Source organism: Bacillus sp. RO1, assembly GCF_012524115.1.
In the GTDB taxonomy this organism is placed as follows: Bacteria; Bacillota; Bacilli; order Bacillales; family Bacillaceae_I; genus Sutcliffiella_A.
This window is the reverse complement of the sequence record NZ_JAAZWB010000041.1, coordinates 1-24,559: the sequence shown is the minus strand read 5'-3', so window position 1 is coordinate 24,559 and position 24,559 is coordinate 1. Positions and strand designations below refer to the sequence as shown.

Annotated in this window: 24 protein-coding genes and 1 pseudogene; 1 reads left to right on the top strand and 24 read right to left on the bottom strand. The window is 36.2% G+C overall.

The window, feature by feature from the left end:
- Window positions 1-194: 194 nt before the first annotated feature.
- From HC179_RS03745 to HC179_RS03660, 18 genes and pseudogenes are all read right to left on the bottom strand, one after another.
- Window positions 195-593: a hypothetical protein gene (locus HC179_RS03745; RefSeq protein ID WP_240948459.1), complete on the bottom strand. Its 399-nt coding sequence runs from the start codon at window positions 591-593 to the stop codon at window positions 195-197.
- Between the two features lie 217 nt (window positions 594-810).
- Window positions 811-1,662 (bottom strand): hypothetical protein, encoded by an 852-nt coding sequence (locus tag HC179_RS03740; protein ID WP_168863116.1) that lies wholly within the window; start codon window positions 1,660-1,662, stop codon window positions 811-813.
- Window positions 1,663-1,783: 121 nt separating this feature from the next.
- Window positions 1,784-2,311, bottom strand: coding sequence for a hypothetical protein (locus HC179_RS03735; RefSeq protein WP_168863115.1), 528 nt, complete (start codon window positions 2,309-2,311; stop codon window positions 1,784-1,786).
- A gap of 111 nt (window positions 2,312-2,422) precedes the next feature.
- Window positions 2,423-2,956: an NUDIX hydrolase gene (locus HC179_RS03730; RefSeq protein WP_168863114.1), complete on the bottom strand. Its 534-nt coding sequence runs from the start codon at window positions 2,954-2,956 to the stop codon at window positions 2,423-2,425.
- Between the two features lie 141 nt (window positions 2,957-3,097).
- Complete coding sequence (locus tag HC179_RS03725; protein ID WP_168863113.1) at window positions 3,098-3,532, bottom strand: NUDIX hydrolase; 435 nt, start codon at window positions 3,530-3,532, stop codon at window positions 3,098-3,100.
- Between the two features lie 210 nt (window positions 3,533-3,742).
- Window positions 3,743-4,180: an NUDIX hydrolase gene (locus HC179_RS03720; RefSeq protein ID WP_168863112.1), complete on the bottom strand. Its 438-nt coding sequence runs from the start codon at window positions 4,178-4,180 to the stop codon at window positions 3,743-3,745.
- Between the two features lie 90 nt (window positions 4,181-4,270).
- Window positions 4,271-6,067: pseudogene (locus HC179_RS03715) on the bottom strand (M3 family oligoendopeptidase).
- Between the two features lie 201 nt (window positions 6,068-6,268).
- Window positions 6,269-7,135 (bottom strand): protein kinase family protein, encoded by an 867-nt coding sequence (locus tag HC179_RS03710; protein ID WP_168863111.1) that lies wholly within the window; start codon window positions 7,133-7,135, stop codon window positions 6,269-6,271.
- Between the two features lie 90 nt (window positions 7,136-7,225).
- Window positions 7,226-7,939, bottom strand: coding sequence for a DUF5694 domain-containing protein (locus tag HC179_RS03705; protein WP_240948458.1), 714 nt, complete (start codon window positions 7,937-7,939; stop codon window positions 7,226-7,228).
- 175 nt (window positions 7,940-8,114) lie between these two features.
- Window positions 8,115-8,948, bottom strand: coding sequence for a hypothetical protein (locus tag HC179_RS03700; protein ID WP_168863110.1), 834 nt, complete (start codon window positions 8,946-8,948; stop codon window positions 8,115-8,117).
- Between the two features lie 237 nt (window positions 8,949-9,185).
- Entirely contained in the window at window positions 9,186-10,886 is a 1,701-nt protein-coding gene (locus tag HC179_RS03695; RefSeq protein ID WP_168863109.1) for a P-loop NTPase fold protein, read from the bottom strand.
- Between the two features lie 293 nt (window positions 10,887-11,179).
- Entirely contained in the window at window positions 11,180-12,979 is a 1,800-nt protein-coding gene (locus HC179_RS03690) for an ABC transporter ATP-binding protein (protein WP_168863108.1), read from the bottom strand.
- 3 nt (window positions 12,980-12,982) lie between these two features.
- Complete coding sequence (locus tag HC179_RS03685; RefSeq protein WP_168863107.1) at window positions 12,983-14,731, bottom strand: ABC transporter transmembrane domain-containing protein; 1,749 nt, start codon at window positions 14,729-14,731, stop codon at window positions 12,983-12,985.
- A gap of 381 nt (window positions 14,732-15,112) precedes the next feature.
- Window positions 15,113-15,331: a YneF family protein gene (locus HC179_RS03680; protein ID WP_060666506.1), complete on the bottom strand. Its 219-nt coding sequence runs from the start codon at window positions 15,329-15,331 to the stop codon at window positions 15,113-15,115.
- A gap of 91 nt (window positions 15,332-15,422) precedes the next feature.
- A complete protein-coding gene (sirA, locus tag HC179_RS03675; protein WP_168863106.1) occupies window positions 15,423-15,854 on the bottom strand; it encodes a sporulation inhibitor of replication protein SirA in 432 nt (143 codons plus the stop codon).
- 165 nt (window positions 15,855-16,019) lie between these two features.
- Window positions 16,020-18,026, bottom strand: coding sequence for a transketolase (gene tkt / locus HC179_RS03670; protein ID WP_168863105.1), 2,007 nt, complete (start codon window positions 18,024-18,026; stop codon window positions 16,020-16,022).
- Between the two features lie 90 nt (window positions 18,027-18,116).
- Window positions 18,117-18,347 carry a DUF896 domain-containing protein gene (locus tag HC179_RS03665; protein WP_060666503.1) on the bottom strand — a complete coding sequence of 77 codons (231 nt, stop codon included), beginning with the start codon at window positions 18,345-18,347 and terminating at the stop codon, window positions 18,117-18,119.
- Window positions 18,348-18,392: 45 nt separating this feature from the next.
- Window positions 18,393-19,067 (bottom strand): YneB family resolvase-like protein, encoded by a 675-nt coding sequence (locus tag HC179_RS03660; RefSeq protein WP_168863104.1) that lies wholly within the window; start codon window positions 19,065-19,067, stop codon window positions 18,393-18,395.
- Between the two features lie 138 nt (window positions 19,068-19,205).
- On the opposite strand from HC179_RS03660, the gene lexA reads away from it, so the two are divergent.
- Window positions 19,206-19,817: a transcriptional repressor LexA gene (gene lexA / locus HC179_RS03655; RefSeq protein ID WP_060666501.1), complete on the top strand. Its 612-nt coding sequence runs from the start codon at window positions 19,206-19,208 to the stop codon at window positions 19,815-19,817.
- A gap of 33 nt (window positions 19,818-19,850) precedes the next feature.
- On the opposite strand, the gene HC179_RS03650 is transcribed toward lexA, so the two are convergent.
- From HC179_RS03650 to HC179_RS03625, 6 genes are all read right to left on the bottom strand, one after another.
- Complete coding sequence (locus HC179_RS03650; RefSeq protein WP_168863103.1) at window positions 19,851-20,474, bottom strand: DUF421 domain-containing protein; 624 nt, start codon at window positions 20,472-20,474, stop codon at window positions 19,851-19,853.
- Between the two features lie 86 nt (window positions 20,475-20,560).
- The gene (locus HC179_RS03645) at window positions 20,561-21,502 is read right to left on the bottom strand and encodes a nucleoside hydrolase (RefSeq protein WP_168863102.1); all 942 of its coding nucleotides are present in this window, start codon (window positions 21,500-21,502) and stop codon (window positions 20,561-20,563) included.
- Window positions 21,503-21,570: 68 nt separating this feature from the next.
- Window positions 21,571-21,804: a phage holin gene (locus tag HC179_RS03640; protein ID WP_168863101.1), complete on the bottom strand. Its 234-nt coding sequence runs from the start codon at window positions 21,802-21,804 to the stop codon at window positions 21,571-21,573.
- Window positions 21,805-21,823: 19 nt separating this feature from the next.
- Entirely contained in the window at window positions 21,824-22,225 is a 402-nt protein-coding gene (locus HC179_RS03635) for a hypothetical protein (protein ID WP_168863100.1), read from the bottom strand.
- A 127-nt stretch (window positions 22,226-22,352) separates the two neighbouring features.
- Window positions 22,353-23,687 carry a type I glutamate--ammonia ligase gene (gene glnA, locus HC179_RS03630; protein ID WP_148986416.1) on the bottom strand — a complete coding sequence of 445 codons (1,335 nt, stop codon included), beginning with the start codon at window positions 23,685-23,687 and terminating at the stop codon, window positions 22,353-22,355.
- A 69-nt stretch (window positions 23,688-23,756) separates the two neighbouring features.
- Window positions 23,757-24,161 (bottom strand): MerR family transcriptional regulator, encoded by a 405-nt coding sequence (locus tag HC179_RS03625; protein WP_168863099.1) that lies wholly within the window; start codon window positions 24,159-24,161, stop codon window positions 23,757-23,759.
- Window positions 24,162-24,559: the final 398 nt, after the last annotated feature.

Sequence of the window (24,559 nt, the reverse complement as noted above, 5' to 3'; positions counted from 1 at the left end):
CTTGAAGGCCTCCTGGTATATATGATTTTGTCCATTTTGCTGGCCAGCTCAGGACACTCATATCATACCAAGAGGTTATTTTTTAGTTCAAACCCCATTTTTCTTCATAACAGGAATGCTGCCCGTTAGCGGAACAAGAAAAAATCTTACGTACCGGAACAGTTGTACAACTCTTGCACTCGATAGTGAAAATATTATGGTGATAATTCAAGAAAGTAATCCCTTATTTCTGTTGGTAACTCTTCAACTGCAAGTACTTTTAACTTTCGGATACCTTGTGTACCTGGTGAAGTCATAATCAGATAAGATTTTTCATCATATTCAAACAAGGTAAATTGACTTATACTGTTTGCTTGTGTATCCGTTCCATTGATAAATTCAAAATCTTTTTCCTTAAAATTAGCCTCGTATCCTTCTAACATTAAACTTTGTGCCTCTTCAAAATCATCTGCAAAAGACATTGATTGATATAGGTCTACTGAATTTTTAGGTTTGAAAAGATGTAAATAATAACTAACCGAAATTATAACAATAAAAACCATAATGCCAGTTATTAACCTACTTTTTAATGACATTTTCTTCAACCGCCCCATTGGTCCACCTCACTTTTTGCCTGATTTACACATTAATAAAATATGGATTGTACTTTCACTAAACTCCCTATTACTTTATACCAATTATTTCAAATACCAGGCATTTACTCAAGAAATATTTTCCATAAAAAAGAAGCTTACCTTGGTGCAGATAAGCTCCTAGATTGTTGAATTAATACAATGCTCAAAATAGCTAATTTTTACACTACTTATTTTTTTAAGGATATCTTAAAATACGCTTAAGACTTTCTTTCTGCCTTTTTGCTAATTCACTTGGTGTCATACTTAAAAAAGAGTTAACATTTTTAATATCTTTATTTTCTTCAATTTGATAGCTATTTTCATTATTGGATGACACAAATGATACCCATCCAGAGTGAGTAGTGCCAGGACCTGAAGAGTCATATTCAAATTCTATTTTAATGTTTCCAATTTGTTCAATTCTTTTAATATATTTTTTATAGTGAAAACCCATGTACCATGCATAATCATATACATTTGAATTAAGTATTTCTAAGATAGTGGGTTTTTCATTGTTATTCATAAATGCTTTTACAATAAAATTCTCTCCGTACTCACCAGTATCCTTAAGATTTTCTAAAACTACCGCACCAGAGTAGCTTCCATCATCTAATAGAATAGCTAGTACGTCTCCTTTTTCAAAAAGGGCGGGTTTGAATTTTATCGGTTTAGGTTTTTTAGGTTTTTCTTTGGGAGTAGATAACTTGGTTAAAAATGATAAGAGTGCTTTTTCACGTTTTTTTATGTCTTGATTAGAAGCTCCAAGCTCTCGCCAACACTTTATATCGCTACCGCTTTCTATTATTTCCTTAACCTTATTATAGTGTTTAACTTCTTGCATGCCGCATTCCCATGCTGCAAACGCTGCTGCAAAATATAAGTTGTTCAAAGAATCTTCGTCATCTTCGAACTCATTTTGATACTTTTTGATAATCTCATTAATTACAGTTTCAATAGGTATTCCCTTATTAAATTCATCCATTATCTCCTCATATACATCTGCGTACTCATCATTTGATGATATTGCGGTACCCCAAGCCCCCATCATTATCCCCCTCGTTTATTATCTATTTAATTTCACCCTTTATTGAATTATCCTGCCCTATTCTTATGTAAGGAGCAATCCCTTGTTCTGCAATCGCCCCAGATTATTGAAGAAGAAATTATACTCATTTTTTTATATATATTATTAAATCATTGTTATCTATATAATTGGTAAATAATTTGTTTATATGTTCTTCAATCTCTTTTCCCCATTTTTCACCGTCTTCAATAGATGCTGGTTCATCAAATTTAGTTTTAATATACTCTTGTATATATTCATTTCTTTCAAGATATGTTAAAGACCACATCTCATAGTATTCCTTAGGTGTGATACCTAAAATTTCTGCTTGTTCCTTATGAAAATCTTCTATCTGAATACCTTCGCCACTGGGGTAATAGGTTTGTTTTAGTTCTTCCAACTTTTGTTGAGATACTGTAATTCCTATAGTCTTAGCTTCATTTATAACGATTTCTTCTTTCAAGAAAATTTCTATATACTCGTCTTCAATTGGATACTGTGTAAGGATATCATTTACTTTTATATCCACACCTTTAAAGGTTGCTATTAACTCGTTTTTATCGTAAGTCTCTTCAGAACAAGCCACTAAAAAGACTACACTGATAAAGCTGAACAAACATAATTTTAATTTCATAATAACCCCCAATTAATTTCTACATAAGATACAATTTAATTTTTGTAGTTTCCTCAACAATCCTGCCCGATTGCCGAAGACTCGATTTCGAGATAACTACTATACATATCTTCAATTAGAGCTCCAGTTAGTTGAAATCGGCAACTCCCAATCCTCCAAAAGCCCCCAAGTGATTTCAGGGTTCCCCTTTAAAGATTTCATCGAACCAACATTTACTTTATCGTTATACTTGCCTACCTGGTCGTAATGTTTAACAATTTCTTTGGTAGTTGCTGATACATTACAGTCAAGAATATCTTTGTAACCAACCCAAGATAGCGACCCTTCATCACTTTCACATAGAGTACTATTTTTACTCACACTTCCAATGAAAACATATTGTATTCGAATTTCTTGATTGTCTTTTATTCTAAGCAAAATATATCTAAGTGTAAGATTTTCTATGTAATCTTTCTTTAAACCAGTTTCTTCTTCAATCTCTCTATAACACGCTTTTTGTGGATCATTCATTTCGTCCCCTTCTATATGACCACCTATAGGAACTAAAAACCCTGCGAGGAAAGTATCTTTTTGCTTCTTTTGAAGGAATAAAACTTCTTGTTCCTCATTAAAAAGGAAAGCGACTGCCATTTGTCTAAGTTTCAAAAATTCCAACCCCTTGTTAGGTTTAAACAACCTAATTTACAATTTTAATGTGAACCCTTCTTAATCTAAACTGCTCAATTCAATTCTAAAGCGAGGAACGAAGCCCCTATTCTGCAATCGCTCCAGTTAGCTGAAGAAAAACTAAATTTCCTCTTGCAATAATTCTGTTAACCCATTTGGGTAAAGCACCTTTTCTCCAGAAAAAATTTCTTCTTTAAGAATCCATTTTGCATAAGTAACTTTTTTTCCTTCAGATACTGCAAAATATTCTTTGTGGTATAAATTTTTATCTTTAAAATCCACTAAGTATATCTGTGTTATTTCGTGTCCTATGACTTCGTCAATTTTAAATATATTTTCTATGCAGGAAATATAACCTTTGACAACAACATCAACGCCTAACTCTTCAGTAAACTCTCTCACCAATGTCTCATTTGACCTTTCGCCAAATTCGATTGTACCGCCTATGGGACGGTAATAAGAACCTATTCCTTTTGAATGCTTTCCTGCTTGTTCTTCCAAAAGGATATAGTTATCCTTCACAATTATTCCTAGTGTATTTGCTCTTGGATACATCAATTAACCTCCCCTGAAAATAACGCTATCTAGTAATTTCTAATGAGAATATAAAAATCTTTTCTTTCTCAAGCCTGCCTGTTAACTTGATTCCAATTATTTCATAATCTAAAAATTCCTTCAATAAGTTATTCTCTTTGACCAATAAAAAAACGAGAGCTAATCCTTGTTTCTGAATAGCGCCCGACTGCTGAATACTTCTAAAAATAATTAAGACTTTTGAATAACTTTTTTCCTAAGTAAGTATGGTACTGAAGCTTTACTTTTAATTAATCCCCCTGTATCGGTTATATGTATGTAATCTTCTGCTTTCTCAGGATCCATCCAAGTAATTTCTTCAATTTCTTCTGGTATTGATATATTGATTTCTCCACCTGTAATTTTCCCTCTAAAAGTAAAGAAAATAGCATGATGTCCCCTTTCTTCAAAGAATGCTTCACTCACAGAAAATACATCGGATATCTCTACATCTAAACCCGTTTCTTCTTTTACTTCACGAATTGCAGCTTCTTCAAGTGTTTCTCCTGGCTCAACTGCACCTCCAGGAAGTGTATAATAAGAAGAGTTTTTTCCTTTATTCTTTACCATTAATACATTCTCACCCTGCTCATCAAAGATAAGTACATATGTTACATCTACCCGTTTCATAAATTATTGTCCCCCTTTAAGAATGAACTTTTTAAAACTAAATACAAATTACGCCTTATTGTTGAAAATTCTTCAATAAATCTTATTATCTTATGAGGAAGTTAACATAATAAATTCTTCGACATCTCTAACACATAATTCAATACCTTTTTCCCAGAATGTTTCAGATGTAATATCTTCCCCTAAATGTTTCATTACTAAATCCTCTGTGGACATACTCCCTGAGTCACGAAGCAAGTCTATATATTCATTTTCAAATGCTTTACCCTTGTCCTTTGCCTTTGCATAAATACAGAGAGAAAATATGTATCCAAAAGTATAAGGGAAATTGTAAAATGGAGTTTTGGTAATATAATAATGTGGTGTCCAAACCCACGAATGGATAGATGCATTATCAAAAGAACCATCGTACCCTTCATCTATTGCTTCTTGCATTAGTTCATTTAAGCGTGATGATGAAACAATCCCCAATTTACGTTCCTCATAAAATCTCTTTTCAAATAAGAACCTAGAATGAATATTCATGAAATTCATGACACTACGCTTTAATTTTTCATCTAGTAAAAACAACTTTTCTTCGGTGGATGCTGCTTTTGCCAATGCAGCATCTAATATGATCATTTCAGCAAATGTGGAAGCAGTTTCGGCAATACACATTGGATATTGTCTATTTATACCTTTAATAGGCTTCATTGCATGGTTATGAAAAGCGTGACCTATTTCATGTGCCAAAGTTAAAACATTGGTAATTCTACTACCATAGGTCATAAAAATTCTCGATTATCCAGACTTCGGGAAACTTGCGCAAAACGCAGCAGCGGACTTATTTGGTCGGTCTTCAGCCTCTATCCATCCATTACTAAATGCATGTCGAGAAAAACTTTCTATATCAGTTCCAAACTTGCTGAATTGTTCCAAAATAAAATGCACAGCTTCTTCATAATTGATTTTTTGGTTACTTTTTCTTAGAGGAGCCCAAAAGTTATATGATTTCATTTTTGTATCGCCATTCATTTTTGCTTTTTGATTTAAGTATTTAGTAAAAGGTTGTTTGTTTTTACTCACTGCTGTCCACATTGCATTAAGTGTTTCCTCTTTTAACCGGTTTTCCATCAAAGGCTCTTCTAGGATATTCTCCAATCTTCTTTTTTTGTACACCTGTAATCGAAAACCTGCAATATGGTTAAGTATTTTTGCAAATTGTTCTTCGTTCTCTTTCCATATCTTTTCTAAGGTATTATAAGATTTTTTACGCACCTCTTCGGCTGGATGGGATCGTAAATTTATCGCTTGGCCAATAGATAATTCTTTTTTTCCTCCGTCGATTTGAACACTTACTTTTAGACTACCCATAAGTGAATGATAGAACTGACCCCACGCATGATAGCCATCAACCATAAGATCAGACACTAAACTTTCTTCATCGTCTGTAAGAAGCAATGCAGCTTTTTTACGCCATTCGCTAAGTATAAACTTATAGCTACTTAAAACCTCGGTATCTAGCATATCCTCCCACAATTGATGATCAGTTTTAACTAGTGTTTTTTGTAATTTTTTTAAAGCAGTCTCAAAACGAGCATTTATAGCAGATGTTTTTCCTCGTAGGATTGATGCAGTTTGATCCTTTGTATTTTGAGCAAGAAGACAGGTAATATAGGAGTTGGATTGTGACAGATTAGTTCTTATATGTCCTATAGAATCAATTAGTTCTGCAACTTTAAAGGATTCATTAATTTCTTTAGGAGTATTTAAATGACTCAATTCTTTTTCTAAATTGCAAACCTTGGTTTCTAGGTATTTTATATGTTCCTGAAACTGAAATGAAATACTTCCATCTGGAAAAAGATTATCTAAATTCCATACTTGGCTATACTTAGTTCCTTTCACTTGAATCCCCCTTAAATATTTGGGTTTAGTCTCAATCGAACATGCATTCTTATTTTATCACATCTTGGTAATTTATAGGAATTATATTTTACTACTAGGAACTTATTTAAATTCTGAAGCTAGAATGTAAATAAGCGCTAATCCTTTGTTCTAGGATAGCGCCCGTATATTGAGTAATGGTCTTCCTTTATTATTTATTGGTCAACTAAGATACTCTCGCCATTGACTCCATACTTTCGTATAGCTACTTAAGTCCTGAGGGTGTACTTTAATGCATGTGCCAATACGGGTATACAGTTGAAAAATCACTTCTCCTATGAGGCGCTCTTCTGTGAGTGGTGTATTGTCTTTCCATAGTGCAAATAACGGCAGCAACGTTTCTATATTCATGTTATCTGGAGATGAGCAGAATGCATACGTAAAATCATAAATCCTTGGACCAATTAATGGTGAAGGATCTATAACACCGACTAATTTATTTGAATTATAGACGAAATTGTGGATCCCTGTATCTCCATGAAGATAATATTTTTCTTCTTTATCATGATAACCTCTAAGTTTCTCTACTAACTCTTTGATTCTTCTATGGTCTTCATTAGGTAGATAGTTTCCTATGCTTTCATGAGCAAGCTGAAAACTAATATTGTTAAAATCTGACCAAGTACTTCTATGTATTCCGTTAACCCTTCCCCATGAGGTATCGTTATTTATCTTGTTGTATTTAGTAAATAATTCTCGGATTAAAATGGTCATCCACTCTAATTTAGAACCACGGTTGTGGTGAGTTTTTCCGGGGATATATGTATAAACTATGTAATTATCATTTTCATCTGCATAAATCACATCAGGTAATACACTTATTTCTTTGTATGCCAGCAGGAAATCTTTAGTCGAACTTATGATTTTCGGATCATCCATTTTGATAACATACGCAGGGTTTCTATCTAATAAAAGAGTATATAAGACTCCACTTGTAGTACCACTATTCATCCGTTTTAACTCTATATCATCGTCTTTTAATGATCCTTCACTTTCTAAAACATCAATTATTTTATTGATTTTTTCCATAAAACAGCTCCAATGGATTAATATAATCTACAACAATAATTTTTGAGCTATCGCTCCCGTTAATGAAATAAGATTTAAATTCTATTTGTTTTATTTATTTAAAATATAATTTAAAGGTGGGACAACCTCACAGACATCACTTTCTTGAAGAAATTTACTAACAATAGTTGAATGAGAACTACCTACAATAAATAAAACTCGTTCATCCTCCGAATCAATAAGGCGAGTTAAGTTCGAGTACATAATTAAATTCCTTTTATACCACCAACTTAGCCAGTTCATACCAACATAATTGTTTACATCCCCTATCCTAGCAATATTTACATACATCTTATGTAACTTGATAAGCAGGGTTGGGTCATTTAACTCCTTATAATAATCTTTTATACTCTTACTTTCCGTTAATCCAGGTAATGAAATACCATCATATATCTCACTTAAAAGCTCTGGTTGATTCTCTTTTGCCCATTTTTCAACTTCTCCATAGTCCATGTCAGAGCTACCCATCCAGTCAATAGAGTAAATCTGTTTATGATCAAGCTTTAAACCTAAACGGAAGCCAATCTGAAATATTTCATTCATTTCTAAGTTGTAATTACTTAGCTTGTATTGTTCATATTTTTCATTTAAAATTTCACTATTTTCTACTATCATTTCCACTGCAATTTTCGTCGGTTTAAAGTCTGCTAATATAGAGACCAATTCTCCGATTTCAGTTTGCCTTCTTTCAGAAAATAAACCTTCATGTTCAGTCATGTGAAATGTTCCAAGTACCAGCACTTTCCCCTTTTTTTCCCGTTCCAATGTAATCCCCCTTGTAAATCCTGCCCAATCTCTTAATACCAATTATTTCATAATCTAAGAATTCCTTCAATAAGCTATTTATCATTTTGGCTCATATAAAAACGAGCGCTGATCCTTGTTCCTGGATCGCGCCCGTTAATAGAATAATAAGAAATTGTTTGCTAAAGATACTCTCCTAGATTTTATTAACATCTATTCCAGAAGTAACTATTTCTGATTTCAGAAATGGACTCGTTTGCAAAATTCTAGGTTGTTGTAGTTTAAATGGTAAGAAAGGATCGAACTCTAGATTTCTTCTCTTTACTTTAAAAGATTTCCTGAATTGTTTATAAGGCATTAACGTGCTTATATCTGAAATGTCACCTATTTCAGCAATGATTGAATGGTCACTAGGAATTGATACTCCATCAAAAACAATTCTAAATTCATTTTGATAAGAATATTCATGAGGTTTTTTAAATACACCATACTCTCCATGAAACTTAGTGATATCAACGTATTCAACAATTCCAGGAACAACTCTTAAATTTCGATTTGTATACACTCTGCAAAGTTTTTTTACTCTGTCAATGAAATTTGAATAATCTTTAATTATTAAAACATAATCACCAAATTCCTCAACTCTTGAATCAATTAGAGTTGTGATTGTTCCTCTTTCGTAAGCGTGAAGAAGTTCTGAATGGATTGAAAACATACAAAAAACCGGCGTATTTCTTAAATATCCATAACTCAATTTCATCGGTCCAATGATCGATGAAGTTATATCTCCAGTTATATTACCCTCAGCATCAGTGACAAGAACCTTTTCACCTTTTTCCATTAAAACCTTAGGCTGATGTAGTTCCGCAGTGCCTTCATATTGATCATGACGCATAGCTTTGTCTAACTCTTTATGCTCCATATCTTGAAAATAGGCTAAAGGGCGCGCGAATATTTTCCCCTCTTGAAGAGCTTTCATATGTTCGTACATTCCGAATTTAATAACCTCATGAATATAGATAGTCTCCATACTGTTAGAATCCCCCATCAACACTTAATAAGACATTTCCCATTCCATTAGTGGTTGTTCCTTATTTAACTACTGCAATTCAACAGGAATGCTGCCCGTTTGCTTAATTCCAATTATTTCATAATCTAATAATTCCCACAATATGAAAATCTCTTTAGTCATTTATAAAGGGTGCTGATACTTGTTCCTGGATAGCGCACGATTGGTGAAGATTATTTTTTGATTACATAATCTATACTATAACCCCTCTGGATGATTCATTTGATATTCAATTTGATGCTCCACCTGAGATTCATGATACATTTTCATTTCCAAGACATTATCAAAATACTGATATTTCATTTTATTAGTAAAAGAGTCATCCTTACCGATACGTTCAACAAAGAAGCTAACTATCAACTCACTTCTAGTTACGTGAATAAGCTGTTCTATTTTGTTTTGATTTTCCTGAGAATATTGATTTTCTAATTTACTAAAATAGTAATCAAAAATTACTTCAAACTGTGAAAGCTCATTAATGTCATTATTCTTAAACAGCTTTAATAACCTTTCATAATCTTTCATTTGCATACAATTATTGATTATTTCATTCATAAAACTACTGTATTTGTCTTTACAACTACTATTTAGTTCTTCGATTAATGACTTAATTTTTTTATTACATTCAATTTCGTTACCAAACATATCAACATCATTCCATAAAGTATGCTTAAATGGGACATATGATAAATTTTCTTTGGGTACATAAATTTCAATAGCAATTCTTAATAATTCTTTATATCTTTCTCCATCAAGCATTTTATTCTCTTCTAATGCACTTGCAAGAGAAATTGTGCTAGTCTGGTCAATAAAATATTCAAATTCATTGCTACTAATTTTCCTATCAATTTTATTTATAAGAAAACCTAGTTCTTCATCATTTAAGCGGTACAAGTTATACAAAGTTTTGATATCTTGTCTGATCTCTGAAAGCTCGCTCTTGTACGATTTAAAGGAATCACTTGAGATATTTTCAAATAACAAAAGTTTCTTTAAATCATTGTAGATATTAAATTTATCAAAATTCATTTGTTTATTTTCTTTTGATTTTATTGGGAAATAATTATCGTATACAACTGCTTTACACATTCTAAAAAGTTCTATATCAATATTTTCAATCCCAATGTGTTCTTTTGAACGTAAAATTAACTCTAGATATTTTTGAAATACTCTTAAATTATTCATCTTTTCAGCTAAATACCCTTTAGGAGACGATCCAAATGCTAATATATTTTCAAGATATGTATCAATTATTTCATCTTTGTTAAGTTCATTTACATCGTTTAAAAAAAGCTTTAATATGCCCCTATTTATCTTATTAATTTCAATAACATGATCCACTACTTTTTCCTTATATAAATTAAATACATTTAAGTCTTCTTCTACGAATTCCTTTGTGTTTGCTATTAGTATCACATCGAAATTTATTGACGCTCTTTCAATAAGGCCAAGCATTTCTTTCATATTAATTGAATCAGATTTTCTTTCAAGATCATCAAAACATATTACTTTCTTTTTACCATCTTTTTTATTATTTTTTATGTCTTCTATTGAAAATGAATTTAAATAATTTTCAATATTAACGCCTGCAAATTTATCAACAATATCTTTTGCAAAGTTTCCAATTAGTTTTGAAAATCCACCAAAATCTTTAACATCCTTAAATCCAGGTATTAAGTTAATTAAAAGTGTGTTTTCAATTTCTTTGACAGAATTCTTACCAAATGTAGAAACGTATATTACTTCGTATTGCACTTCTTGGTCAAAATAATTTTTGATGAGATGTGTTTTACCAATTCCCCAATCACCATCAACTAAAGTGCATAATGTATTGTTTTTAATTCTATTCTTATCTTCTAATATTCTTTTGATAGTAATACTTGCTTGTAAAGAATCCACTCTCTCACTCCTACTTTTCTTCTTTAAAAATACAATTTTGAATTTCCTTTCTTATTTATAAAAGAAAGGTCTTCTGCAACAAACATCAATAATAACTCTGTTATCTGATTTTTCATAATAGTTCTATCTTCTCTAATCCACTTTAGCACAAATAACCATTTTAAGTTTTATTAACTTCCTCAACAATCTGGCCCGTTTGTTGAATAATCCATTTTACAAAACCATATATAATTACACCCCAAAAAACAGACTAATTCCTATGATAGAAACTAGTCTGCTATTTACTCTGTTAATTAAGGTTGAGCTAGTGCATCTTCCACCTTATCTGGCTTTCCATTTTGTAGAAGATACATTTTGTAATACAAGCCTTCTATATTTAATAACTCTTGATGTGTGCCTCGTTCTACAATTTCTCCCTGGTGCAGGACAAGAATTTGGTCTGCATCTTGAATGGTGGATAGACGGTGGGCAATCGCGATGGTTGTGCGTCCTTTTCTCATTTTTTCGAGGGCTGTCTGGATTGCTTCCTCTGTTTCGGTGTCGATATTGGCTGTTGCCTCGTCCAGAACCAGGATCTTTGGTTTGGTTGCGATGGTTCGTGCAAATGCCACAAGCTGCCTTTGCCCGCTAGAGAAAGTCGCCCCTCTTTCCACTACCAACTGCTCATATTGGTCAGGCAGTTTCTTGATAAATGAGTCTGCCTGAACGAATTCAGCCGCTGCTTTTATCTCTTGATCAGTAATGGACGGATCATGCAAGCGGATATTATGATTGATCGTCCCATAGAAAAGAAATGGATCTTGTAGCACAAGCCCCATTTTTTTTCGAAGCTCCTGATCTTCAAAATACTTCAGCGGAAACCCGTCAATTAGCACTTCCCCTTTTTTAATCTGATAGAATCTCATTAAAAGATTAATGATGGAACTTTTTCCGCTCCCGGTATGGCCAACCAATGCAACTGTTTCCCCAGGTTTCGCTGTAAAAGATATGTCCTTTAATACATCTCGTTTTCCATCATAAGAAAAGGTTACGTTTTTAAATTCTATTTCCCCATATGTTATGCTTGGTGAGCTTAGTGATTTTTCTGCAGTTGGTGCTAGTTCTTTTTCATCGAGCAAAGAGAATACCCTTGAGGCGGAGACAATAGCTTGTTGGTACATAGAAAGCCTCATCATCATTTGATTCACGGGCTCAAAAAATCTACCGAGGTAATTGACAAACGCATAAAGGACACCAATTTCTATTACATTGCCTATGGAAGATATACCAAAATAGCTCAAAACTAATATGAGAGACAGTACATAAACAAAATCAATCGCTGGTCGCAGCAAAAGCCCGTCAATCTTAATATTCTTCACTCCAGCTTGGTAGTGAGCCTCATTAATATCTGCGAATTCTTTACGAAGGCGTTTCTCTTGTCGAAACACTTGAATGATAGACATCCCTTGTAAGGATTCATTTAGTTTCGCATTCAACTGGCTTAACCTTTCCCTCATATCCGCATAAAATCGGGAGCTGAAATGGCGATAAGTTGCCATAATTGCGAATATGATCGGGATGATAAGCATGCAAAAAATCGCGAGTTGCACGTTTAAAAGAAACATCGCAATAAAGATACCAATCAAGAATACCCCGTTTTGAACGAATGTCGAAATAACACTTACAAACATATCTTTTATGGCCTCTGTATCATTTGTGACTCTTGATACGATACTGCCTCCTGGCGTTTTATCAAAAAACTTCAAGCCAAGTCGTTGAACCTTGGCAAATATATCAATCCTTAACTCTTGAATGATTTTTAACGAAATCTCTTGAAATTTTAAGAGCTGGAAGTAAGTAATGATTACTTTTGCAAACAAGATCCCGATGTAAAGGGAGGCCAAGGTTATGATTGGTCCTGTTTCCATCACTTGAGGGGTTAAGTAATCATCAATGAACACTTTAATAATCAACGGCCCTACAATTTCCCCTACAGTCGCAAGCACGAGCAAGGTAAATGCAAATATAAACTGTTTGGTATGCGGTTTGGCATAACCCAATAATCTCTTTAAAACCTGTCTTTGTTCTTTTGCTGTAATTGTCTGATTGTTCATCTTCTAACCCCCATGCTCCACAAGGGACTCTAATGCCTGACGGTGATACATTTCTTTATACCAACCTTCCTCATCCATCAATTGACCGTGTGTACCTCGCTGCACGATGTTTCCATTTTCTAAAACGATAATGATTTGAGCATGTTGAATGGCACTTAAGCGATGGGAGGTTATAATGGTTGTCTTCCCTTTACGATTTTCTTTTAAAGCGTGCAGGATGCTCTCCTCCGTCTTGGCATCTACCGCAGACAGGGAATCATCAAGGATTAATATTTCTGGGTCCATAAGCAATGCTCTTGCAATGGATAATCGTTGCTTTTGACCACCGGATAAGGATACCCCGCGCTCTCCAACCATCGTTTGATAGCCGTCGGTGAATTGAATAATATCTTCATGGATGTTTGCGAGTATTGCCGCTTGGATGATCTCTTCAAATGTTGCATCCGGTACTGCAAAAGCAATATTATCAGCAATGCTAGCAGAGAAAAGGAAATGGTCCTGTGGTACATAACCAATTGCTTTTCGAAGTGCTTCTAAGGAATAATTTCGAATTGGTGTACCACCAATCAGAATGTTCCCTTGTATGCCATCAAATTCTCTGATCAGCATTTTTAGTAATGTGGTCTTTCCGCTCCCTGTTTTCCCTACCACGCCAAGCGTCTGTCCTTGTTTCAACTGGAGATGAATATCTTTTAACAGTGCTTCTTTCTCGGTTGGATATGTAAACGTATGCACATTGTATTCAATATTACCTGAGGGTATTGTTTCAATAGCGTTTGGCTCATCTTTAATATCTACTTCCTCTTTCATAAGCGCGGATACGCGATCATAAGAAGCCCTGCCCCGTTCGACGATGTTGAAAAGCCATCCAAACGCAAGCATTGGCCAAATTAATAAGCCTAAGTAGGTGGTAAATGCAATTAACTCACCAATGGTCAGTTCACCTGTCATCACATACCTTGAGCCAAAAGCGATGGCAAGGAAAAAGGAAATTCCAATGATTAGCCCAATTGTAGGATCAAAGAGTGAATCTATTTTTGCTACGGTAACATTCTTTTTCACCACATCTTCAGCCTGTTTTTCAAACTCTTCAATTTCTTCTTTCTCTTGTCCGAAGGTTTTAACCACTTTAATTCCATTTACACTTTCTTGCACTTTATCATTTAGGGATGAAAAGGCTGCCTGTGCTTTATGGAACGTTTTATGAAGCAATGTACCGTAGTAGTTTGTCGCGATGGCCATGATTGGTAGTGGAATTAGACAGATTAGCGTCAATTTCCAACTGATTGTTGCTGCCATGGCAATTAATACAAAGCCGCCAGTCATTAAGGAGTCGACGAGAGTTAAAACTCCTGCACCAGCTGTTTGTTGAATGGCTTGTAGGTCATTGGTTGAGTGTGCCATCAAATCCCCAACACGTCTGCGTTGATAAAAGCTTGCCGACATCTTCGTAAAGTGCTCATACAAATTATTGCGAAGTAATCTTGCTAGTCTTACTGCCGGCCCAAAAATCAATATGCGCCAGAGATAACGCAAAATGTAAACAATGATGGCGGTACCGAGAAGAACCAGCATCAGTTGGAGAATCCTCTCTCTTGTTAAAGTACCTTCCACAATGTGATCGACGGTCATTCCTACGATTCTTGGCGGAATCAGTTCTAAGAACGCTACAAAGGCAAGAAGCAGCACCCCAGGTATGTATGACTTTCGTTCCTGTTTAAAAAACCACCATAGGTCTCTGAATATACTCATGCTCTTTCCCCCGATTTTTTATCTACGTTCAACTATAACAGTTTAGCAAATATTCAAATTTTTAGGAAGATACTTTTTGTAGTGTTTTTTCTCAATAAGTTCTGTTGAACACCGCTGTTGATTTCCGCACTAGGCTTCGCTTTCCTAGGGGCGTTTGGGAACCTCCTCGGAAAAGCACCTGCGTGGTCTCCCCTAAACGCTATCTCCCTCAGGACAGGGAAGGCTTCGACAGCGAAACATCGCACGAAGAAAATGCGTAGCATTTTCGAGGAGTCTGCGCCTAATGCTCCAATCAACAGCTAGGTTGCTGCAAATATCAACAGTATGCTTTAACTGAGCGTTTTCAAAAAGAAAAAGCACCCATAGTGAGTGCTTTTTCATTTATTTCATTTGCTTATTCATCGCAGACATCATCTGATTAATTTTCTTTTGGGATGGTTTCATTCCCATTTGCATCATCATCACGCGAAGCATTTGCTCATTAATTGGTGGATTTTTCTTTAGGTAAGTCATCATGTACTTACGAGCGATGAAAAATCCTAGTGCAACCCCAGCAATCAATGCTAGAACTACAATAAGAATCCAAATCCATGTTGCCATCAAAAATTTCCTCCTCAAAACTAGGTCTACCAATGTAGTGTACTAAACTAAAACCTATTATACAACATTTTCCGATAGATTTCTCCTGCAATTAAACAAATTTTCTCTGTTTAATTGGTTGCAGCCAGCCATAACGATTGGAGTTTACATCTATTGCAAGGAAGTATGGCGCCTGTTTGCGGATAATTTCAAAGAAGATAGCTTCTGCTTCGAAAGACCCAGTCGAAGAAAGCTTCAAGTATTTTTCAAAAATAGATAGCTTTGCTGTAGAATCCTCTTTTTGTATTTTATGTTGATAGGCCACTCGCTTGTAGCCTTCCTTATTCTTTAAGGCTTGTTCTAATGATTGTTGAAGTGGGAAGGTAGGGACTGGGAGCGTAACATAATCCACTTGCTGTTTAATGATGGACCGAAGTGGTTCCTCTTGTTCGTATTGCTGAAAAAGCTGGAAAAGTTTTAACTCATTTCCTGAGTAATGTTTAGCTACTTCTTCCTCTATCAGATATATCATATATTCGCGCAAATGAAACCCTCCTATCACTTCTTTTCCTTTATTATAGAGAATGATAGAGAAGAGTTTTGTCTTATAGTGTAGTTTGCAAGGGGCTATTTTTAGCTAGTTTTGTCGAATGCATAAAAAAATGAGCATTACCTTAAAATTAGGCAATGCTCACTTTACAAAATTCGCTTATTTATCTAATAAAGCTTTAACTCGTGCAACTACATTTTCCGTAGTAAATCCGTATTCTTTCATGATGCGCTCTCCTGGTGCTGATGCGCCGAATCCGTTGATAGCAAGGATATCTCCTTCATCTCCAGTATAGCGCTCCCACCCTAGTGGAGTAGCCATTTCAATTCCTAGACGTTTTTTCACGTCTTTTGGTAAAACAGAGTTTTTGTATTCTTGTGATTGTTGTTCGAAACGATCCCATGAAGGCATACTTACAACAGAAACATGGATCCCTTCTTGTTGTAAGGCTTTTTGAGCATCCACAGCTAGACCTACTTCAGAACCTGTTGCAAGGATAAGTGCATCTGCTGTTTCTTTTCCAGCTTTGGAGATGACGTAAGCTCCTTTACGTACACCTTCAAGTGCCGTCTCATTTGTTCCTTTAATAGTCGGTAGGTTTTGACGAGTTAACACTAGTGCTGTTGGTGTCTTTTCTGATTCTAAAGCCACTTTCCAAGCTGCAGCCGTCTCGTTGCCATCTGCAGGACGAATAACGGAAAGGTTTGGCATCGCACGTAAAGAAGGAAGCTGTTCGATTGGCTCATGTGTAGGTCCATCTTCTCCTACTGCAATAGAGTCATGTGTGAACACATATGTGACAGGCAGTTGCTGAAGAGCTGCAAGACGGATAGCTGGACGTAAGTAATCGGAGAATACAAAGAACGTTCCTCCATATACTCTTAATCCGCCGTGAAGCGCCATTCCGTTCATAGCTGCACCCATTGCAAATTCACGTACACCAAACCAGATGTTGCGTCCGCTATAGTCTTCTGCTGTGAAGTCGGCTTCGTTTTTAATATTCGTTTTGTTAGATCCAGCCAAGTCAGCAGATCCACCAAAGAAGTAAGGAACTTGTTTCGCAATGGCGTTCAGAACTTCACCGGAAGAAGCACGGGATGCCAAGCTTTTTCCTTCTTCATAGACAGGAATCTCTGAATCCCATCCTTCAGGAAGTTCACCTTTCATTGCAGATTCAAGCTGTTTTCCAAGCTCAGGGTATTTTGTTTTATACGCATCAAAAAGCTCATTCCATTCCGCTTCCACTTTTGCCCCTTTATCTGCAACCGTTTCACGGAAGTGAGTGTACACTTCTTCAGGTACATGGAAGTCGTTCTCAAACGTCCATTTATATGCTTCTTTCGTTAACTTTAATTCATCCGCACCTAGAGGAGCACCATGCACATCTGATTTACCTGCACGGTTTGGTGAACCGTACCCGATTGTAGTTTTCACTTCAATCATGGTTGGGCGGGAAAGGTCGCTTTGTGCTTCTTCCACCGCAGCCGCGATTTCCTCTAGATTGTTGCCATCCTCCACGCGGATATATTGCCAACCGTATCCTTTGAAGCGTGTTTCAATGCTTTCAGAGAAGGAACGATCTAAATCACCATCAAGTGAAATATCATTAGAATCGTAAAGTACAATGAAACGGCCTAATTTCAAGTGTGATGCAAGAGAAGCAGCTTCTCCAGAAACACCTTCCATCAGGTCTCCATCTCCACAAATGCTATATGTAAAGTGATTCACTAGTTCCATGTCTTCTTTATTGTATGTAGCAGCCAAGTGGCGTTCTGCCATTGCCATTCCGACACCCATAGCAATACCTTGTCCAAGTGGACCGGTTGTTGCATCTACCCCTGGAGTATGACCAAATTCAGGATGCCCAGGAGTTTTACTTCCCCATTGACGGAATTCTTTTAAGTCATTCATAGAAACATCATAACCGCCTAAATGTAAAAGGCTATAAAGCAACATAGAACCGTGACCTGCAGATAAAACAAAGCGGTCTCTATTGAACCAGTTCGGATTCTTTGGGTTGTGGTTCATGAATCTTGTCCATAAAGAATAACCCATTGGTGCTGCACCCATTGGCATCCCTGGATGGCCCGAGTTAGCTTTTTCAATTGCATCGATTGATAGTGTACGAATTGTGTTAATGGAAAGTTGATCTAAATGTTGTGTCATCTTTTCCATCCTTTCTCTTTAACTTATTTTTTCATGGAAAAATTATATTTTATCATAAATAGTATGTTCCAGTGTTCTAAAAAAAAGCAATTAATGCTTTAAATTCTTTTTTGAGTCCTTTAATTTTTCAGGAGTGACATCATTTCCTTCCGGATCCATGATTGTTACGCCTTGTAGTGTATTCTCCATTGAAGCCCGGAAAGTCTTTATATACTCCTGGCGAAGCTTTTGTTGTTCCGCTGCTTCTTCTTTCGTAAGCCCTTCACTTTTAGCCTTTTTGGAAAGTGCGTTTATTCTTGCAATTTTTTCTTTTGATAACATAGAAAACTCCTTCTTTCATCCTTGGGAAGATATGCTTTTATCTTACTAGAGAGGTTCTTTTTTTACAAGCAAACCGGTGTCGTTCTCTTCCATATACTCCCGGTACCGCCTGTTTACAGTTGCTTTGGACACTTCATATCCAAGTCCTCTTAATGTGGCAGCGATTTCATGAAATGTAAGCTTGTTTTTCCGAAGCCTAACTATTTCTTCAATGGGAACCTCAATTTTTTCGCGTCCAGGGCTCATATGCAAATTAGTAAGGTTTTTTGTGGGGTTATATCCTCTTTGAACTGCTCGTTGCATGCCCCTTTTTATTTTCAAATTATGTAGCTTTCTTTGGTATTCCTCAACAATTGCCACTATATCCATGACCATCGAATCTGAATCAGATAATTTCAACTCTCCATTATCCGTTATCGAATAGATCTTAATGGCATGTTTCTTTAGCCAATGTAAAAAAGCGATCTTGGCATTCCCCCTCCCAAGCCTAGTCTCATCCTGAATTAGAAGGACGTCAATATGCTGACTTGAAATAAGTTCAATGATTTGGAAAACACCTTCCCGATCTAAATCGTAGCCGCTAGCCTGTTCTTCCACTACTTGGACTATGTCAATGCCTCGATTTGCTGCTAACGAAACCAATTCTTCTTTTTGACGTGTCAGAGAAGTTTCCTGAGTGTCTTTTTTCGTACTCACTCGACAATAAATGATTCCCTTCATGTATGATTTCCTCCATCATTCTATTAAACTATTATTATCAAGCGAACGTATATTCTTGTCAATAATTCGAACTTATGTTTGTATTTTATACCAAAACATGCTATACTATCACTAATATTAATGATAGAGGTGCGGAATATGAAACTATCAAAAAGGCAACAGGACATATTGGATTACATAAAAAAAGAAGTCCAAGCAAAAGGATATCCACCATCCGTCCGTGAAATTGGAGAAGCGGTTGGTCTAGCTTCCAGTTCCACAGTTCACGGTCATCTTGCACGACTTGAAAGCAAAGGACTTATTCGCCGAGACCCTACAAAACCAAGAGCCATTGAAATCATGGAAGATGAACTTATCCCTAAGATTTCTGCAGTCAATGTTCCGATTATCGGTAAAGTAACTGCAGGACAGCCCATAACAGCTATAGAAAATGTAGAGGACTACTTTCCACTACCTGATCGCTACGTTGCGCCAGACGAGCAAGTGTTCATGCTAGAGGTTATGGGGGACAGTATGATTGAAGCCGGCATTCTTGATGGAGACTATGTTATCGTTCGCCAACAGCAATCCGCGAACAACGGAGACATCGTTGTTGCCATGACAGAAGAAGATGAGGCTACTGTTAAACGATTCTTCAAAGAAAAAGATTATATTCGATTACAACCAGAAAATTCCACATTAGAACCGATTATTGTTCGTAATGTAAGTATTCTTGGTAAAGTGATTGGTGTGTATCGTAATATTCACTAAAAAAAAGCCGACATTCGGCTTTTTTATTTTCGGTTAATCAAGTGTTTCATCAGGACGTTCTTTTAATTTGTGTTCCCTATTTTTCACTTCCGTAAATAAATTCCCCTCTAACTCATTCGTTACACGGCTTGGTTTGCATGTAGGGTCCATCATTATTTTCAGGAGCTGAATTTCCTGAAAAAGAATATTCCATTCCTTCCTAGTTACTGGCTTTGCTTGTTCGTTTAACTCAAATCCTAGCTGTCCGTTTGGTTCAAGTGTGGCCCACTTCACGTCACTAATACTAGAGATACTATTTTGTCTTAGTTTCATCTCTAATTGATCAATGGTAAACCTTAACTTTTTCAATGTATCTTCATTTAATTTCCCGTTCTCTATTAATATTTTTGACTTACCTGTAATTAATTTCTCAAAAACATCTGATTTTAATTGTAAAAACTCCATTAGCACTAGCGTCACCACAAGCGTAATCCCCACACCAAATGTCACCCAAATGCTCTTCCCTGCTAAAGGTTGAATTAACAGTGAACCTATTCCTATCATTATTACTACTTGTGCTAATGTCATTTGGGATATAGACTTTCTTCCAGCAATTCTTAGTAAAAATGTACCAATGATCGTAATTAAAACCGCTTTCCAGATCCAGTTTAAATCCATTGCCATATCACCCCGCTGAGATACTATATGTCTTTATAATAGTCACATTATCTCAGTTTATTCAGGATGCATTCCTATTTGCATAATTAAGCAAGCTCTTCCCCGTCCAGGTTAATTCTAATAAAATCTTCAATAAAGTGGTTATAATTAAAATCCATTGCTATATAATGCTCGCGTTCTGGTTCTTTGTAGACCATTCTAAAATCCGCTATACTCTGCCCTCTATTCCCATCGACAATAGCAACCCTTACATCCCTCTTGACTGTATACGTTTTATCTTTATTTATTAAATAATAAAGTGTAAATACATCATGCACAGGTGAACCATCAATTCCGGGCATCACCTGATCATAAAATGTAGCATAATAATTCGTAACTTCCGGAATTAATCTTTTGTACGGACTATTTGTATGATTAAAAATGTACGTCGCTACATCCCTTGTCACTATTGCCCTGTTAGTTACATTGAGTGGGGTAATATACACTTTTTGCGCTTTATTCAAAATAACAGAAGTAGCAATTGGATCTCCCCAGAAGTTGGCTTCGGCGACATCAGTTACGTTTCCAGGGACCAAAAACGCCCCGCCCATAAGATAAACCTCTTTAACCTGCTCCATTAGTTCAGGTCGGAGATTAAAAGCAAAAGCTAGAGAAGTTTGTCTCCCTACATCCACAATCACGATGTCTTCAATATTCTCTTCAATAATTTCAAACATAAGTTCAAATGGACTGAAATCCGCTTGGAAATCGGCTGGCGGTATAATTGGACCTAACCCTTGCGGTCCATGTATTTCTGGATAAAAGGTTGTAGGCGCTCCACTTAACGGTTGAGAGGAGCCCCTTATTACCGGAATATCTGGTCTTCCTGCAAGCTCCAATAAATACGCCGCATTCCTGGTTGCGTCAAAAACAGAAACATTTCCATACCCTGATACAACCCCCAAGAGTTCAATTTCTGGATGGAGCAATGCATAAATGATTGCTAATGAATCGTCAATTCCGGGATCTGCGAAAAGCAAAATTTTCATAGTCTCCACACTCCAATTTTTCAAATCAGAAAACGAGAAAAAACCAAGGCAAATACCTCGGTCTTATTTTACTTAGTTCTACTTCTAGCTTTCTTTGTCCAATCATTGTCTTTCCACCAGGCAACAAGTGCTGCAACAGAAGTCCAGACTAAACTGAATAGTTGCTCTAACTCTTCTTCGGAAAAAGGTAGCGGTGATTTTCCGTAGACTACAAGAAGTTGATTTACAAGAGCAAAAACAAGAAACACTATTCTGAACCAAGCACCTTTTGAAACTGGCCTTAGCTGATTTTGTTCCGACATTTAACTATCCCCCAAGGATTTATTTTGGTGTAAGCGGCTTCACTGAAATTGCCAAGGATGAATTGGTAACCAAACAACCTTCCAGATCCTCTTCTTTGATGAGATTTAATTGGATGGCTGCTTTTATCTTTGTATCATCGGGTTTTTTTATTGTTTTTATCAGTTCATTCATACTTAATTCTTCAAGCTTTTGAACAGTTTCATCGGAATACTTTTCTGATTTCCTAACCTGTCTTTGCAGCTTGTATCCTCCCATCACTACCTCTGCCTTTTCATCTTCCCCAAAGCTTTTGTCAAAATAAAGATGAAATCGCTCTTTTAGTTCTTCCATCTGTTTCTCTATTTCTTTCTTTTGCTTATTGCATTCATAGTACCTTTCAATCATTTCAGCTGTTACAGTAGGTTGATTCACCTTTGCCATATAGCCACTCCCTTGTACACTTACTAGTAAAGCTTATTTGTTTCAAGGGAATATTATGACAGGACAACATTCACAAAACGCAAAAAAAACCTTCGCACATTATTATGTGCGAAGGCTTTTGAATATCTTAGTACTGAGTTAAATACTGATCTCTCTCCCATGGGTGAACCTGTGTGCGGAACATATCCCACTCGATTTCTTTTGCTTCAATGAAGTGCTCAAGTAAATGCTCACCTAAAGCAGATTGGATAACTTCATTTGATTTTAACTCTTCAAGTGCAGCAGCAAGTGTTGCCGGAAGGTCTGCGATACCAGCAGCAACGCGCTCTTCTTTGTTCATCACATAGATATTGCGGTCGATTGGCTTCGGAGCTTCCAATTTGTTTTTAATGCCGTCAAGTCCAGCTTTCAATAATACAGCCATAGCTAGGTATGGGTTAGCTGCAGGGTCTACACTACGAACTTCAACACGAGTGGAGATACCACGAGAAGCTGGGATACGGATTAATGGGCTACGGTTACGAGCGGACCATGCAACATAACAAGGTGCTTCGTATCCAGGTACTAAACGCTTATAAGAGTTTACAGTAGGGTTTGTTACTGCAGTGAATGCAGTAGCATGCTTGATGATACCTGCAATAAAGTGTCTTGCAGTATCACTTAATTCTAGGTTACCGTTGGCATCATAGAACGCATTTTCGCCGTCTTTGAATAAGGAAAGGTTGCAGTGCATACCAGAACCGTTCACTCCGAAAAGTGGTTTTGGCATGAATGTTGCATGCAATCCGTGCTTACGAGCAATTGTTTTTACAACAAGTTTAAATGTTTGGATGTCATCACAAGCTTGAATTGCACTTGCATATTTGAAATCAATTTCATGCTGTCCAGGAGCTACTTCATGGTGAGAAGCTTCGATCTCAAATCCCATTTCTTCGAGCTCAAGAACGATATCACGACGGCAATTTTCACCAAGATCTGTTGGAGCAAGGTCAAAATATCCACCTTTATCGTTTAGCTCTAATGTTGGCTCGCCTTTTTCATCTAATTTAAATAGGAAGAACTCTGGCTCTGGCCCAAGGTTGAAATCGGAAAATCCTAGGTCTTCCATTTCCTTCAACATACGTTTTAAGTTTGCACGAGGGTCTCCTTCGAATGGAGTTCCGTCTGGATTGTAGATGTCACAGATGAAACGTGCTACTTTCCCTTTTTCAGAAGTCCAAGGGAATACTACGAATGTGTCAAGATCAGGGTATAAGTTCATGTCAGATTCTTCAATACGAACGAAACCTTCAATGGAAGATCCATCAAACATCATTTTGTTGTCCAATGCTTTCTCCAATTGACTTACAGGGATTTCCACGTTTTTGATTGTTCCAAGGATATCCGTAAATTGAAGACGGATGTATTTTACATTTTCCTCCTGGACGATACGTTTGATGTCCTCGTGTGTGTACTTAGCCATAATAAAGTTCCTCCTCAAAATTTTTACTATTTTAGTTTTAATAAGAACTTACCAAAAAACTCAAAAAAATTAATGGAAAAATCGTGACATATCACCTTGACGGAGACTAGTTCGATTATATCTTCCCGCTTGCATCATTTCTGCACGGAGTAGTTTGCGCAGTTGATCATCCGACAGTTCTGGCTTAGCAGCACCTTTTGCCACTTCTTCTGAAGGGACTTCCTTGTGCTGTTGCTTGACTGTCATCAGCTGTTTGATGCCAGCTATGTTCACTTTTTGCTCAATGAGGTTCTTTATCTCTAATAGAGTATCGACATCATTAAAAGAAAAAAGTCGGCGGTTGCCTTCAGAACGAGCCGGGAAAACAAGCCCATTTTCTTCATAATATCGGATTTGTCGAGCTGACAATTCTGTTAGCTGCATGACAATTCCTATTGGAAATAATGGCATTGAACGTCTAATATTGTCACTCACTACAAATCCTCCTTTCATCATTTCCTATGAAGTTACTCTTAGTTTATGCGATGTTAGATAATCTGTCAAGAACATGTTAGGTTTTCTAACATTATTTTTGAAATTCTTAAGAATAACTTTTTGAAAATGAGGATTGTAGATTTATGTATGTTGAATTATGTCCCCCTTATCTATTACCACTTACATACGTTTGAAAACATATTGCCTATTTTCATAAATAATTTTCAGTAAAGAAGCGTTGCGTTATTGATCTTTTTTCATGGGAAGTCAGGTCTTTATATGCTCCATGAAGACTTCTCTGGGTCATTTCTCGCTTTACTCAGGTCTTCATCCACTCCATGAAGACCTCTCTGGGTCATTTCTCGCTTTGCTCAGGTCTTCATCCACTCCATGAAGAC